Raw genomic sequence first — 16,317 nt, 5'->3', positions numbered from 1 at the left:
GACCAATTAAACATCGGGTTTCCCTTTTTGATTCCAAACCGTATTTTATCACTTTTTCCGGCCGATGTCCCCGCCTATTTTAAGTAATAACGATTTTGTTAAGCTGTCACCAGTCGTTAAAACAATCGTTGTAACGACAATGTAAGCCTTTACGAAAACGAAATAATAAATCTAAAAATTACTTATAAACAACATTATTTTGACCAAAAATTGTGATCAATTTATCTTTAACCGGCTCTCCAGACGCAAGGTTAAATTGGTGCCCGAGAATCCAGGTTTTCTCGGAAATACTCTCGTGAACCACAATCGAAATTGGGCCACGATGTTCAGCCGCCAATTCAGTTAATTTGTGAAAAACTTGATTTTTATTATGATCAGGATCAATCCTTAAATACCAATGTGGCTGCTTTTTAACATTAGTTACTTTTCTTGCTAAATTCTCGGCCGGTGAAACGACATCGGCAACTACTTGAAGACGCTGATTCTTTTCAACTTTCCCGCGAATAACCACTACCAGATCTTTATGAAGCCACGACTGTATTTTAACAAACAGTTGTGGGAAAACCGTAACCGACATTTCCCCAACCTCGTCATTACCGTCCAGAAACGCCATCTGCTTACCAGTCTTCGTTCGAATAACCTTTACTTTTGTAATATACAAAATCACGTAACTGCGTTCATCCCGGCTACTAATTGGTTAGTCGGCCTGGCAGCCAGTCGTTTCCTCAGTGCCACAAACCGTTCAACCGGATGACCCGACAGGTAGGTGCCAAGATACGCCTTTTCTTTTTCAAGTCGCTGCATCAGTGGCAATTCCGGTCTTCTTGAAATAGTTGGTTCCAGTGCCTTAAAAAGGCTCATTGAGTTGCCGCTTAACTCAATGGAACTGATAAATTCGGGTGTCGCGGCAATTAATTCGGATCGGTTGTAGGGAAAATCATCCAGGGCACCAGCGTAAATCAGTGCTTCAATTAGTGCCGGCTTACGATACTTATCCGGCAGCCGGCTTAACAGATTGGGGAATGATTTATAAGGACCGTTTTGATGACGTTCAACTAAAAGATCAGTTACCATATCGTGCCGAACACCTTTGATTGAGGCTAAACCAAAAACTATTTGTTGATCTTGAAACGAAAAATCAGCTCGACTTTTATTAATATTCGGTGAAATAACCTGAACGCCCATTGATTTGGCATCAAGCAGGTATTCACGCATCTTAACTGAACTGTTTTGAACCGAATTCAGCAGGGCGACGTGAAATTCACCCGGAAAGTGGACCTTTAAATAAGCCAGTTCATAAGCCATTTTACTGTAAGCGACAGCGTGGGATTTATTAAAGCCATAATTGGCAAATTTTTCAATATAGTCAAATACCTTTTCCGCCACTGCTTTTGAATGCCCGTTTTTTTCAGCGCCTGCCAGAAACTGACTTTTCATTCGATCCATAACTTTGAGTTTCTTCTTACTCATTGCTCGTCTGAGGATATCGGCCTGCCCGAGTGAAAAGCCGGCCATCTTGGCGGCAACCAGCATAACCTGCTCCTGGTAAACAATGACACCATAAGTTGCTTTTAGGATATCAACAAGAGAATCATCGGGAAACGTCAGTGCTTCCTGATGGGCCTTTCGCTTCACTACCTCATCAATATTTTCCATTGGTCCGGGCCGATACAGCGCGTTTACCAATGCAATGTCTTCAAAACGGGTTGGGTGAAGCCGCCGTAAAACACTGCGAATGCCGGCAGATTCAAACTGAAATACGCCGGTTGTTTCACCGTTGGCAAATAATGCCAACGTTTTGGCATCATCTAACGGTATTTGAGACACCGCCAGCTTTTTGCCGGTAACCGTTTCGATCTCTTTAAGGGCATCAGCTAAAATTGTTAAGTTTCGAAGTCCCAAAAAATCAATTTTTAACAGTCCAACAGATTCAACATAATCTTTGGCGTACTGGGTCATTAACAGTCCATCATTGCCATCTTGTAATGGTACCAGGTTAACCAGTTGATTATCACTTAATACCAGCCCCGCCGCATGTGTCGAATAATGTCTCGGCAGGCCTTCCAAGACCTGGGCCGTTTCAAATAGAATCCTGTTAAGTTCACTATCAGCAACCAGATTTTTTAATTGCTGCGAATTTCGATAGGCATCAGCCAACGTAATATGAAGCGCACTTGGAATCGCCTTACTCCAAACATCCTGTTGAGTCGGATTAAGACCAAAGACCCGCCCAACGTCTCTGGTAGCCTGTTTGGCGGCAAGGGTCCCAAACGTTATAATTTGGGCAACCCGGTCATGACCATATTTTTGATGAACGTACTGAATAATCGTGTCACGCTTATCATCGGGGATATCCAAATCAATATCAGGCATCTGAACCCGTTCAGGATTCAGGAAACGTTCAAACAACAGGTTATACTTAATGGGATCCACATCGGTAATGAACAGCGTGTATGCCACCAGTGAACCAGCTGCGGAACCTCTTCCCGGACCAGTGACAATATTAACTTGGTGGGCATAATTAATGACATCCCAAACAATTAAGAAATAGTCATCAAACCCCATTTTGTGAATCACGCCCAACTCTCTTTCCAGTCGGTGCTGATACGGTTCGGCATCAGTAATTCGATTAGTCGCCAAACGTTCCGCCAATCCGGTTTCGCAAAGTTGTCGAAGATATTGCCCAGCCGGCATTTGGTCCGGCGTTTCAAATCGAGGCAGCTTGGGCTGCTTTTTTTCAATTACTACATGACAATTCTTTACAATATCGGCAGTCGCCTGCAAGGCTGCCGATAAATCTAATTGATGATACGCTTTTTCTACCTGCTCACGGGATTGTAGAAAATAAGGGCCGACCTGTCGACTCAAGTCCGTTATATTTGGTATTTTAGTTCCCGATTCAATTGCTTTTAATACCTGCATTGGAAAATAATCTTCCGGATTAAGATAATCGACCGGTGCGTCCGCAACTACCTGGATCTGATTATCTGCGGCCACCTTCCCCAACATATCAATCAGCGCCGTTGATGCATGATAATCAGCACCGAGTTTCAGGTCAGCAACCGTTACCCCCAAGGCAGTTAAATCGGTAATCAGATCAGCAACCTCAGGCGCTCGTCCCCGAAGTAGTAAATCGTTAACTTCTGCCAGCGGTGGTAGGATAACGTATAAACTATCCAATTTTCCCTTCAACTGTTCAGCAGTAAATTCAGCCTCACCGGTATTTCTCAAAGTTGTTATTTTTAACAAATTTTGATACCCGGTCTGATCTTTGGCCAATAATACCAGCGGATACGACTTATCAGTCAGGATAAAGCCGGGAAGCGTCAACGTCAGTCCAATAATCGGCTGAATGTCGGCAGCCACGCAGGCATCGTAAAACGCAACAGTCCCGTACATGACATTGACATCGGTGAGTGCCAGGGCTTGATACCCCCGCTTTTTGGCTTCCAAGACCAGCTTTGAAATCCGAATAGGACTTTGCAGCAAACTATATGAACTGATCACTTGTAGTGGTACGTACGTCAATTAGATTCCCTTCTTTCCTTTCAAATTATACCAAATAAACGGGCCTGGGTTCTAAAATCAAGGATGATCTATTTTTTCGTCAGTGATTTTTTTGAAAAAATATGCTAAAATACGATTGATTGTCAGGAGGCCTTAGACTATGAAACTTTTTGCTTCAAACCTTGTCGTTATTTTTTGGGCTTTGATTTTTGGTGAAATTATCGGCTACATTGCAAACCAACTTGAAGTTTTGCCGTATAACCCATGGCAAATCGGTATTACCGCAGCCGTTGTCGGTTTTATCGCTACCAACGGAATTTACTTAATCAGCAAAGATTCATATTCCAAATAATGCACGACAATCAATAAAAAACAAGGCTGGGATAAGCAATTATCCCGGTCTTGTTTTTGTCTGGGCTTATATTAGAAAAAACCTGCCTTATACCTGGGCAGCGGCAACCTGTTCGGAAACAAACGACAGCTGATCATTTTCCAAATTAATATGCACAATACTGTGCGGTTTGATTTGATCACCAATAATCATTTTAGCCAGCGGCGTTTCAACAACGTTTGTAACGTAACGCTGAAGCGGTCGAGCACCATACTGCGGCTCATAACCGTTCTTGGCGATCCACTGTTTAGCCTGATCCGAGATTGATAAGCTGATATCCTGGGCTCTGGTTCGAACAGAAAGCTGGTCAATCAATTTTTGAACAATTTTGGCAATATCGGAACGGGAGAGTGGTTTAAACATAATAACGTCATCGATCCGATTTAGAAATTCCGGCTTGAATGAAGCTTTCAACAGCTGATCCACCTGCTTTTTGGCAGCGTCTGAAATCACGCCGTTGGCATCAGTTCCTTCCAGGAGGATGTCGGAACCCAAGTTGGAAGTCATGATTAAAATTGTGTTTTTAAAATCAATTGTTCGACCTTGACTATCAGTCAGTCGGCCATCATCCAAGACCTGCAGTAAAATATTAAAAACATCCGGATGGGCTTTTTCAATTTCATCAAACAACACGATCGTGTAAGGATTGCGGCGGACTGCTTCGGTTAATTGACCGCCCTCTTCATACCCAACGTACCCCGGGGCTGCCCCAACCAATCTGGAAACCGATTCCTTCTCCATGTACTCAGACATGTCAATCCGAACCATGTGATTTTCAGAATCAAATAAGTCTTCTGCCAATGCCTTTGCCAGCTCGGTTTTACCAACACCGGTCGGGCCGAGAAACAGAAATGAGCCAAGCGGTCGACTTGGATCCTGCAGGCCGGCTCTGGAGCGAATAACAGCGTCTGAGACTGCCGTAACGGCTTCGTTTTGACCAATTACCCGCTTATGAAGATTGTCGGCTAAATGAAGCAGTTTTTGCCGTTCTCCTTCAACCAGCTTGGTAACCGGAATACCGGTCTCCCGGCTTACTACCTTGGCAATCTCATCTGCTGTGACGGATTCACTTACCAGCCAATCAGCATGCTGATCGGTTGCTTCCAGTTGCTTCAGTTCGGCTGCCAATTGTGGAATGGTGCCATGCTGAAGAACAGCAGCCTTATTAAGATCATAATTATTTTCAGCTTGTTTCAAGTCGTTTCTAGCCTGATCAAGCTGTTTTTTCTTGTCACTAATTTTTTGAATCGCATCTTTTTCCTGCTTCCAACGGGCATTTAATGCGTTGACTTTTTCCTTGATATTGGCCAGTTGGGATTGAACCTCTTTTAACCGTTTCTTGGAAGCTTCATCCGTCTCCTGTTTTAAAGCGGCTTCCTCAACTTCCAATCTCATTAATTGGCGGTTGGACTGGTCCAGGATAGTCGGGCTTGAATTCATTTCAACCCGAATCTCAGCCGAAGCCTCATCTACTAAATCAATCGCCTTATCAGGCAGATTACGGTCGGTAATGTAACGATCAGAGAGCTTGGCTGCCGCTACCAGGGCATTATCGTGGATTCGGACGCCATGGTGAATTTCAAGGCCTTCAGAAAGTCCCCGCAAAATTGTGATCGTGTCCTCAACAGACGGCTCATGAACCATCACCCGCTGAAAACGGCGTTCAAGTGCTTTGTCCTTTTCCATATATTTTCGATACTCATCAATCGTTGTTGCTCCGATCAGATGCAGTTCACCACGGGCCAGCATCGGTTTTAAAATATTGCCGGCATCCATTGACCCTTCAGCCTTACCGGCACCAACAATATTATGGATTTCGTCAATGAACATGATAATTTGGCCCTCGGCTTTTTTAACTTCTTTTAAAACCGCTTGAAGCCGTTCTTCAAATTCACCCCGATACTTGGCACCCGCAATCAGCGAGCCATATCCAATTGAAAGATCGTTTTATTTTTCAGGTTCTCAGGCACGTCGTTTGAGGCAATCCGCAATGCCAAGCCTTCAACAACGGCTGTTTTCCCAACACCGGGAGCCCCAATTAGGACTGGATTGTTTTTCGTCTTTCGGGAAAGGATTCGAATAACGTCCAAGATTTCTTCATCCCGGCCGATAATTGGACCCAACTTATTTTCGCGAGCCGCTTTCACCAAATCTGTTCCATACTTTTCAAGTGATTGATAGTTGTCTTCCTGATTTTTGGAAGTAACTTTTTGGCCGCCGCGAATCTTTTCAACCACGTTTCTGACCTTTTGCTCCGTAATCCCCTGGTTGGTCAGGTAATCGGTAAAATTATCACCCCGAAGCTGCATAACAGCAATCGTAAGTGTATCAACAGCAATGTAGCATCGCCGAATTCATTTTTAACCTGTTCCGCGTTTTGAAGTAATTCGTACAGATTTGACGACAATGACTGGCCGTAATTGACATTACTCCCTTCAACCGTGGCAATCTGATCGATTTCGGCGTCCAACTCATCATTCAGGCTTTTCAAATTTAATCCCAGTTCAGAATATATCTGACGGGCCAATTCGCCTGGTTGAACCAGGAACTTAAATAAATGGGCTACTGTAATATTTTGTTGTTTTCTGGTAACGGCAATTTGCTGCGCTTGAGAAATCGCCTGCGTAACTGCCTCCGTTAAATTATCTGGATTCAAATGATCACCCTTTTGTTTTCAATGTTTTTGGACCTGATTAATTTGAAGGGACTGAGACAAAAGTAATTTTGTCCAGTCCCATTTTATTTAATCACGATTGTTACCGAGTGGAAACGGGCGCCAAAAGGCAACTTTCTGCCGTATAACCGCCTTTGCGCCACTCTCTACAAATATGGTATCAAATTTTATAACCCATTAACAATAATTTGACCTTTTTTGACCAATTATTTTATTGCTGCGTGTAAAGCTTGGCAATTTCGACAATCACATCCGTTGCCTTTACCATTGTTTGCTCAGAAACATATTCAAACCGGCCGTGCATATTTTCGCCACCGGCAAACAAATTAGGTGTTGGCAGGCCCATATATGAAATCTTGGAACCGTCAGTACCACCCGAACCGGGAAAATATGGGGCTCAACATCAACATTTTTCATCGCCTGTTTGGCAATTTCAACAACGGATGGATCTTTTGAAATGATTTCACCCATGTTATAATACTGGTCTTTCAATTCAACTTGAATCCTTTTTTCACCGAATTCTTTATTCATTTGATCGGCAATCCCTGTAAACAAGCGCTTACGAGCCTCAAAGCGGTCCCGATCATGATCCCGGATAATGTAAGCCAGTTCAGTATGATCAACGCTGCCCTGAAAATCATAAATGTGGTAGAAGCCCTGTCGACCCGATGTCTTTTCGGGCCGGTCATATTCCGGCAGAGCAGCATGGAAGTCCATTCCGAATTGAATAGCATTGACCATGACGCCCTTGGCTTCGGCAGGATGGACATCGGTTCCCTTGATTGAAACCCGGGCTTCAGCCGCGTTAAACGTTTCGTAATTTAAATCACCCAGAGGACCGCCATCGACCGTGTAGGCGAAATCCGCACCGAAATCTTTAACATCAAAATGATCGGCTCCCGTCCCAATTTCTTCATCGGGGCCAAATGCAACCTTAATCGGTCCGTGTTCGATATCCGGATTGGCCTGCAGGTAAGCAACTGCTGCGAGAATTTCGGCAACCCCGGCCTTGTCATCAGCGCCCAGCAGTGTGGTCCCGTCTGTTGTAATCAATGTTTGGCCCTGGTATTTTTTCAAACTTGGGAACACTTTTGGATCCAGCGTGTATTCGCCAGCCTTATCCAATGGAATGACGGAATGACCATCGTAGTTCTCAACAATTTGCGGTTTAACATTTTCCGCGTTGAAATCTGCCGTGTCGATATGGGAAATAAACCCAACCGCAGGTACCTTTTTATCAGTATTTGCCGGTAGCGTCGCAAAAACGTAGGCACTTTGGGGATTGGTATGCACATTCTCCAATCCCATAGCCGTCAAGCGCTCTTTTAACATATTTAAGAAGCTGGTCTCCCGTTTCGAAGAAGGAATTGACTTTGACTGTGGGTCTGAACGACTGTTTATTTTTACGAACTCAAGAAAATTTGAAATTAATTCTGGATACTTTGCCATATTTAAATCCGCCTTTCTAATCGTTACTTTTATAGAAATGTAAAAGGATCCGTGTTGATTTCGGATTCGACCACCGAAATATCCCAATGATTTTCAGTCGACCATTGTTTGAATAAAGATGCCAATTTGGGAATACAAATACTTTCAATATGATGCCCCGGATCAATCACCGGCATATCGGCTGCCAACATATCATGGCCGGTATGATAATAAACGTCACCGGTAATATAAACATCGGCGCCGGCTTGCTGCGCGAGCTTATAAAATTTACCGCCGTCGCCTCCCAAAACCGCCACCGTCTTAACAGTCCGATATAAATCACTGGCAATTACTCGAAGACCTGATATATGAAAAACCGATTTGCAGCGTTTAGCAAATGATTCCAAGCGCATAGGTTCACTGAGTTCACCAACCCGCCCCATCGTGTATCGATGTTTTTTATCTTCCAGGCGAATAATATTATACAGCGGCTGTTGAAGCGGGTGAACATCCTTTAACGTTTTTAATACCCGATCCAAATTTTTTTCGGGAACCTCAAATTCCAGTCGTGAATCTTCAAGTTCGGTCGGCTCACCGGCAACTCCGATTGTTGGATCCGCTCCCGGCTGTGGTACGTAATAAACCGTTCCGTCCATTTCATAGGTATAGCCGGTATATTGACCATCATTAATTTCCGCGCCGGCATCAACCAGTGACATTCTAACGGCGGTCGCATAAACCTTGGGAACAGTCACCGTTAACCGAAAGACGGCCTCTGAATATGCCGGGACCAATCCCCGAACATTGGTCAGACTAAGCGCATCTGCCAACCAATCATTCATGCCACCGTCTGCACTATCCAAATTAGTATGGGCAGCGTAAACGGTGATGCCGTGGGCAATTATTTTCGCATACATGGCATTCTGGGGATCCGAATAATCCAGATTGCGGGCGGGATGAAACATCACCGGATGATGGGCAAAAATAAAATCAACCTGCTTCTCAATGGCTTCATCAACGACTTCCGGTCGAACGTCCAGCGTCGTCATAACTTTATGGACATCGTTATCCAACGAGCCGATCTGAAGACCAATCGGGTCCTTTGCCATCGCAAGTTTTTTTGGCGCGAACTTTTCAAATCTTTGAACTAATTCCTTACCCTTCACGATTGACCACCTCATTAATTTCTTCAATTTGCTGTTCAATTTTTTGAATCTTCAAGCGATCTTCATGAACAGCTCGTTTCATATTCATGACAACCCGTTGCAGTTGACGGCGTTCCTCCAACCACTTGGCAATAAAAACGGGGGATTTTTCCTGTAGCAGATACGGGCCAAACTTAAGCTGTTGTGCGGTGTAATGGACTGGCTGCTGTGATTTAACTGCTGTAATAATCTCATAAATATGGTGATCTTCCTCTAAAATCTGCTCAGTCTTAATTCGATACTGATGCTGCATCAGCCAAGTTCGAACAACATCTTCACCGACATTAGGCTGTAAAATCAACCGTTCTCTGCCGGTAAGTTTTTCTTTGCCCTGCTCTAAAATTCGACTAATTAAAATCCCACCCATACCGGCGATTGTAATGGTATCAATCCGGTCATCATTTTTAATTGCTGCCAGGCCGTCTGCCAACCTTGGGTGAAGCAAATCAAGTAAATTTTCCTTGGTAATTTCGTTAATTGCATTGGCAATTGGCCCCTTGGCAACTTCGCCAACGACGCCATAACTAATTTGCTTATTTTTCGCGAGATGGATCGGTAGATAGGCATGATCGGAGCCGATATCAGCCAATCGGCTGCCGGGCTCAACATGCTCACTAACAGTTTCTAAACGTTTAGAAAGGTGTTTGCCGTTCATTTTTATCTCCTTAATTCATTATTACCTTTATTATAATTTATCCAATTGAAAAAAAACAGCGTGCATTACCAACGTTTGGCAGTATGTAAAAGCGGGACTGAAACAAAAGTAATTTTGTTCAGTCCCGCTTTGTTTAATCACGATTATTACCGAGTGCAACTGCCTTTCGTCCCACTCTAAAAGTAGCCATCATTAAATTGGCTGCTGCTAAGTTATTCTAAGAAATCTTTCAACTGTTTGCTGCGGGAAGGATGGCGCAATTTTCTAAGTGCCTTGGCTTCGATTTGACGAATCCGTTCTCGAGTAACCCCGAACACTTTGCCAACCTCTTCCAAAGTTCTGGTCCGACCATCATCCAAGCCGAATCGTAACCGCAAAACATTTTCTTCCCGATCGGTTAAAGTATCCAGAACACTTTCAAGTTGTTCCTTCAGTAATTCATAAGCCGCATGATCTGCAGGAGATGTAGCATCCTGATCTTCGATAAAATCGCCAAGATGCGAATCGTCCTCTTCACCAATTGGCGTTTCCAATGAAACCGGTTCCTGGGCGATCTTCAAAATTTCTCGGACTTTCTCAGTTGGCATATCCATTTCGGCACCAATTTCTTCTGGAAGGGGCTCACGGCCTAAATCCTGAAGTAGTTGACGCTGAATTCGAATCAGCTTATTAATCGTTTCAACCATATGAACCGGAATTCGAATAGTTCGGGCTTGGTCAGCAATTGCCCGCGTGATTGCCTGACGAATCCACCAGGTTGCGTAGGTTGAGAACTTGAATCCCTTGCGGTAATCAAACTTCTCAACAGCTTTCATCAACCCCATGTTTCCTTCCTGAATCAAATCAAGGAATTGCATTCCCCGGCCAACATACCGCTTGGCGATTGAAACAACCAGTCGTAAATTGGCTTCAGCCAACTCTTGCTTGGCCTCTTCATCACCAGCTTCAATCCGCTTGGCAAGGCTGATTTCTTCAGTTGCGCTTAAAAGGGAAACCCGACCAATCTCTTTCAGATACATCCGAACCGGGTCGTTAATCTTTACACCGGTTGGTGCCGAAACATCGGATAGTTCCTTTTTAGTGACCTTTTTAGCGGCATCAATCGCCCGCGGATCCGGTTCTCCGTTTGCGTCAACCACACTAATTCCGGAATCCTCAATGTTTTCAAGTAACTCTTCCATTTCCTTTTTATCTAAAGAATATGGTTTCTCAATTTTCTTCTGGAGTTCATCATAAGTGATATGACCAATCGGTTTGTTGGTTTTTACAATCTGGTCAAATACCTTCTTATAAGGCTTTTGGGTCTTTTTGGTTGCATTAGCTTTGGTTTTGGTCGCCGTTGCTTTCTTAACAACCTTTTCATTATTTGTTTTCTTGTTAGCCATCAAAATGCCTCCCGAAGTTATACTTGTTCCGTTGTTCTCTTTTGCTGTTCAAGCTTTAATAATTCAATCATTAACTGACGCTGCCTGTCAACATCACCAATTTTAGCTGCTTGTTGTAATTCTGCCCGTTTTTTCTTGATTTTTGTCTCTACGGGTGCCCGATTCATAATGACATCCAAATCATTATCAATTTCCATTGGCGAGGGTACTTCAGGTAAATTCATCATCTCAACATTCATCAGCAGGCTCTGGAGCGAATCCTCCGTAATCAAATTACTAAAGGTCGCCACATTATACTGGTCAAACTTGGCAAAGTACCCTTCAGCCAATAAATATAACATCTGAAACTGTTCATCGACAAATGAAAAGCCCGAAATTCCCGTTACTTTAAGCCACACATCATGATTATGCAGCATCCGGTTAAGCAGCTGCATCTGAGCAACCACCACTTTATCACGCTTTTGAGTAGCCTGAGCGGCCGGCTGCAGCGTTTCAGGCCGCTGTGCCGGTTGATTGTGCTTGGTAACCTTCTTTCGGATTAGTGGCTGCAACTGCTGCTTTAGAACCTGCTTATCGATTGCAAATTCGTCAGCGAGTCGATTCAGATACAGGTCTTTTGAAATGTCCGATCGAACCGTACTAATCAACTTTAACGCTTCTGAAATATAAGCTGCCTGCCCTTCCTCCGACTCAAGATTAGCCTGTTGCTTCAAATAATTCAAGTCAAATTCAATCGGTGATTCGGCATGCTGCAGCAGCGCCTTGAATTTGTCGGCTCCCCGATGACGAATGAATTCGTCCGGGTCCATGCCGTCCGGAATCGAAACCACTTTTAAGTCTAATTGATGATTGGTTTGTTTAAACGCGTCAATTGCCCGCTTAATCGCCTTTTGTCCCGGCGTATCACCATCATAGCAGACAACAACTTCACGTGTAATCCGTTGAATGTCGTATATTTGTTGCTCCGTTAAGCTGGTTCCCATTGAAGCAATTCCGGATTTAATACCGCCTTGATATGCAGAAATAACATCCATGAAACCTTCAAATAGAAGAGCCGGCTGGTGGCGACGGATATTTGGCCGAGCCAAATCCAAATTAAACAAGATTTTCCGTTTATTAAACAATTCGGTTTCCGGGCTGTTTAAATACTTGGGCAGATCAGGATTTTTGGTTAATAGCCGCCCTGAAAAAGCAACCGTTTGACCACTGGCATTTCGAATCGGGTACATCACCCGATCAACAAACCGATCCCGAAGCTGGCCTTCCTGGTTTTCGGAAAAAAGACCGGACTTTCTTAAAACTTGATAATCAACTTTTCGTTCATCGAAAAAGGGTTTCAATAATCTGGTTTGTGGCGCGTATCCAAGTTGATAAACGTTAATTGTCTCATCGTTAACGCCACGCTTATGCAGATAATCAAGCGCTGTCCGGCCCATCTTGGTATTTACCAGGATGTGATGATACAACTTAACTGTCTGTTCGTGCAGCTCAATCAATTGTTTCTGCTCGGAAGTTTCCCGAGTTACCGGCGTTGTATCCGCAAAATACTTGGCATCAATATCCAAGTGTTCCATTTCAGCAACTTTTTTAACCGCTTCCGGAAATGAAAGATTTTCAATTTCCATTATAAATTTAAAAACATTACCGCCCCGGCCACAGCTAAAGCAGTAAAAGATCTGCTTTTCTTCATTAACTGAAAAAGACGGGGTCCGCTCCTCATGAAACGGACAAAGACCAAAGAGGTTCTTGCCTGACTGTTTCAGTTGAACATATTGAGAAACAACATCGACAATGTCGGTTTGTGAACGAACCTGCTCAACAATATCCTCTGGGATTTTCAACAACTATCCGCCTCCCATCTTTCAAACCGGCGTTTAATACCCGCAAAAAGTCGCACCAAAAGTGCGACTTTTATCTGTTGGCGATACATAACATATAATATCACAGTTACAAAAGTTGTACAAATAAATACATTTATTTAAAATCAGCCGAATTAGCCTTTCACAACTAATTTGTCCAAGTCACCCAAATGTAAAATCAAGTGTGAAATGAGCGTTAATTGGCGCAGGTGGTTGGCCCTTAATTTTTCATCTTTTGCCATTACCATCGTCGCATCAAAATATGCATTGATGGGATCTTTTAGTTCGGATAACCGTTTAAAAGCTTCTTCAGCCGATGCTTGATCATAGCCGACTGAAACGGCAGCTACTTTTTGATTTAAATGTTTTTCAGTTTCATTTTCAAATAATGTCGGATCCACTTTTAAGTCATCAGCAGCAAACTGCCCCTTTTGAGAAATCCTGAGAACCCGAGTTAAGGATTCGATAATCTCTTTAAAGTCGTCATCGTCTTTATGGTTTTGCAAAACCTGACCACTTGCAATACTAAATAAAATATCGGTTTGAGAACCTGAAGTTACCGCATCGGAAATATCATAACGAATTCCCAAATCATCAAGATACTGTTTAATGCGATCCTTGATAAAGTCACCAACCGCTGGAATTTGACTCTGTTGATCAAGCTTTGGTGCTACCTTATTTTCGGTTTGCAGCTTAATAATTTGAGTCAGTGCATCGATTAAATCAAACTGCCATTTTTTATCCGCCACAATTCGGACAATTCCAGTTGCCTGACGCCGTAAAGCATATGGATCATTAGAACCGCTGGGGACCATACCGGCAGCAAAGAAAGTCAAAATGCTGTCCAGCTTGTCTGAAACGGCTAATAACGCACCGACATTTGTTTTTGGCAGCTCACCATTCGCAGAAATTGGTTGATAATGTTCGGAAATTGCCCGAGCAACTGCCGGTGACTCCCCATTCAGCAGCGCATATTTTTCACCCATGACGCCCTGAAGTTCCGCAAATTCGCCAACCATCCCGGTTACCAAATCAAACTTATAAATCTCAGCTGCCCGCTGTTCGTCCTTAAGCTCCTGCTCAGACAAATCGAATAATTGGCCGAGATAATGGGAGATAACCTGAACCCGTTGCATTTTCTCATACATAGTCGAAATTTTGTCATGGAAACTAACCTTTTTCAATCGGGCAACATAGTCGGCAATTGTCTTCTTTTGATCCTCTTCATAGAAGAACATTGCGTCTTCAAGCCGGGCTGTCAGCACCTTTTCATTTCCGGCAATCACGTTTTGAATATCATAGTCGTTACCATTTCGAACGGAAATGAAGTGCGGCAGTAATGTCCCATCATTGCTGGTAACGTAGAAGAAGCGCTGATGATCTTTCATTGATGTAATCAAGACCTCATCGGGAATTTTAAGATATTTTTCATCAAATTTCCCGGCAAAAGCCGTTGGCCATTCAACCAAATTGTTTACCTCTTCCAGCAAATCCGGATCCAGATTTACCGTCCAGTCATTATCGGCCGCAATCTGATGAATCTGTTTGACGATTAATTCCTTTCGTTTCTGGGCGTCGGCAATCACAAACTGCCGGGTCAATTGTTCCTCATATTCGTCCGCATTGGCTAATTCAATATCTTTTCCCAAAAAGCGGTGACCGGAAGTGATCCGATCGGTCGAGACATCCAGAATTTGAAACGGAATGACCTGATCGTTTAATAATGCTACCAACCACTTAATCGGCCGAACATATTCAAATGAGTAATCAGCCACTTCATCATAGTAGGGAAAGTCATTGCTGTGATAACAGCCTTCATTCCGGTTAAAATTTCATCAACCGGTTTACCGGCAATGTGCTTCTCAACAAAGACGTAATCAACACCCTTAACCTGCTTAAAAGTAATGTCATCGGTTGTTGCACCCTGACCGCGGGAAAAACCAATTGCGGCTTTCGTCCAATTACCATCCGCATCTTGTGCAATTTTTTTGGCAGGACCCTTTACCGACTTATCAACATCCGGCTGTTTGTCTGCCAGCCCGGTAATATACAAAGCCAATCGCCTTGGCGTACTAAACGTTTTGATCTGGTCAAATGTAATCCGCTGTTCTTTTAAATAATCGCCAGCCCGTTTTTTTAGCTGCTGAATGCTGGGTGTCACAACATGGGCCGGGATTTCTTCAAGCCCAATTTCCAATAAGAAATTATTTGCCATTATTTTTCCTCCCCCTCGTCTTTAAGCAGTGCCTGCCGCTTCTTTTCGTCCTTTATCAATGGGAATCCCAGTCGTTTGCGGGCAGCTACAAATTCTTTGGCTACGCTGCGAGCCAAGTTGCGAATCCTGGAGAGGTAACCGGCTCGTTCAGTAACTGAAACGGCCCCACGGGCGTCCAATAAATTAAATGTATGACTGCATTTCAAAATATAATCATATGCCGGATGAACCAGATTTTGTTTTAACAGCCGCTTGGCTTCCCGTTCATAATCGTTAAATAAGGTCAGCAGCATTTCCTGATCACTTTGCTCAAAACTATATTTGGAATGTTCATATTCAGGTTCTTTAAAAATATCACCGTAAAGGACGTCATCGGACCATTCCAAATCAAAAACCGAGTTCACATTTTGAATGTAAGATGAAAGTCGTTCCAGTCCATAAGTGATTTCCGAGGCTACCGGGTTCATTTCGAGGCCACCAACAATTTGAAAATAAGTAAACTGGGTAATTTCCATGCCGTCAAGCCAAACTTCCCAGCCAACACCGGCACAACCCATTGATGGGTTTTCCCAATTGTCTTCAACAAACCGGATATCATGCTCCAACGGGTTAATTCCAAGTTCTTTTAAACTATTGAGGTATAACTCCTGAATATTTTCGGGAGACGGTTTCATAATTACTTGAAATTGATGATGTTGATAAAGTCGATTGGGGTTTTCGCCATACCGACCATCTGCCGGCCGTCTTGATGGTTCAACGTAAGCGGCGTTCCAAGGCTCCGGACCAATTGCCCGTAAAAAGGTATAGGGCTCATCGTCCCGGCTCCTTTCTCGGTATCATAAGCCTGCATCAGCATGCAGCCTTGAGCAGCCCAATACTGCTGCAGTCGCAGAATTATTTCTTGAACTGATAATTTTTCAGTCATCTGAATTCCTCCTAAATTTTCACACAAAAAAGCCCTATGCTTAGTGACACGTTCACCCGGCCACTTAAACATA

At 43.5% G+C, this 16,317-nt stretch carries 5 protein-coding genes and 5 pseudogenes; 1 reads left to right on the top strand and 9 read right to left on the bottom strand.

Annotated features, from left to right (window positions below):
* Positions 1-178 precede the first annotated feature (178 nt).
* Positions 179-3,528 (bottom strand): annotated as a pseudogene (gene dnaE, locus JCM14108_RS01110) (DNA polymerase III subunit alpha).
* A 139-nt stretch (positions 3,529-3,667) separates the two neighbouring features.
* Between dnaE and JCM14108_RS01105 the strand changes: the two are divergent.
* Positions 3,668-3,859, top strand: a complete 192-nt coding sequence (locus JCM14108_RS01105) for a YjzD family protein (RefSeq protein WP_035177600.1) — start codon at positions 3,668-3,670, stop codon at positions 3,857-3,859.
* Between the two features lie 87 nt (positions 3,860-3,946).
* Here JCM14108_RS01105 and clpB read toward each other — a convergent pair.
* The 8 genes and pseudogenes from clpB to glyQ form a co-directional block, all read right to left on the bottom strand.
* Positions 3,947-6,554: pseudogene (gene clpB, locus JCM14108_RS01100) on the bottom strand (ATP-dependent chaperone ClpB).
* A gap of 229 nt (positions 6,555-6,783) precedes the next feature.
* A pseudogene (gene pepT, locus JCM14108_RS01095) lies at positions 6,784-8,021 on the bottom strand (peptidase T).
* A 29-nt stretch (positions 8,022-8,050) separates the two neighbouring features.
* Entirely contained in the window at positions 8,051-9,166 is a 1,116-nt protein-coding gene (locus JCM14108_RS01090) for a Nif3-like dinuclear metal center hexameric protein (RefSeq protein ID WP_035177597.1), read from the bottom strand.
* Entirely contained in the window at positions 9,156-9,860 is a 705-nt protein-coding gene (locus JCM14108_RS01085; protein ID WP_035177594.1) for a tRNA (adenine(22)-N(1))-methyltransferase, read from the bottom strand. Before JCM14108_RS01085 ends, JCM14108_RS01090 begins: the two co-directional genes overlap by 11 nt.
* A gap of 212 nt (positions 9,861-10,072) precedes the next feature.
* The gene (gene rpoD / locus JCM14108_RS01080; protein WP_081759824.1) at positions 10,073-11,245 is read right to left on the bottom strand and encodes an RNA polymerase sigma factor RpoD; all 1,173 of its coding nucleotides are present in this window, start codon (positions 11,243-11,245) and stop codon (positions 10,073-10,075) included.
* A gap of 17 nt (positions 11,246-11,262) precedes the next feature.
* On the bottom strand, positions 11,263-13,086 hold the full coding sequence (dnaG, locus tag JCM14108_RS01075; protein ID WP_081759832.1) for a DNA primase: 1,824 nt from the start codon (positions 13,084-13,086) through the stop codon (positions 11,263-11,265).
* Between the two features lie 152 nt (positions 13,087-13,238).
* Positions 13,239-15,319, bottom strand: a pseudogene (gene glyS / locus JCM14108_RS01070) (glycine--tRNA ligase subunit beta).
* A pseudogene (glyQ, locus tag JCM14108_RS01065) lies at positions 15,319-16,244 on the bottom strand (glycine--tRNA ligase subunit alpha). Before glyQ ends, glyS begins: the two co-directional pseudogenes overlap by 1 nt.
* Positions 16,245-16,317 lie beyond the last annotated feature (73 nt).

Origin of the sequence: Lentilactobacillus farraginis DSM 18382 = JCM 14108 (assembly GCF_000583655.1) — a bacterium.
GTDB lineage: Bacteria > Bacillota > Bacilli > Lactobacillales > Lactobacillaceae > Lentilactobacillus > Lentilactobacillus farraginis.
Note: the sequence above shows the minus strand (reverse complement) of the source record. Positions and strands in the feature narration are given on the sequence as shown.

What these genes read in the sequence shown, in the direction of transcription:
- JCM14108_RS01085 (WP_035177594.1), bottom strand. Translation starts at nt 9,860, where the DNA reads ATGAACGGCAAACACCTTTCTAAACGTTTAGAAACTGTTAGTGAGCAT.
- JCM14108_RS01105 (WP_035177600.1), top strand. Translation starts at nt 3,668, where the DNA reads ATGAAACTTTTTGCTTCAAACCTTGTCGTTATTTTTTGGGCTTTGATT.
- rpoD (WP_081759824.1), bottom strand. Translation starts at nt 11,245, where the DNA reads ATGGCTAACAAGAAAACAAATAATGAAAAGGTTGTTAAGAAAGCAACG.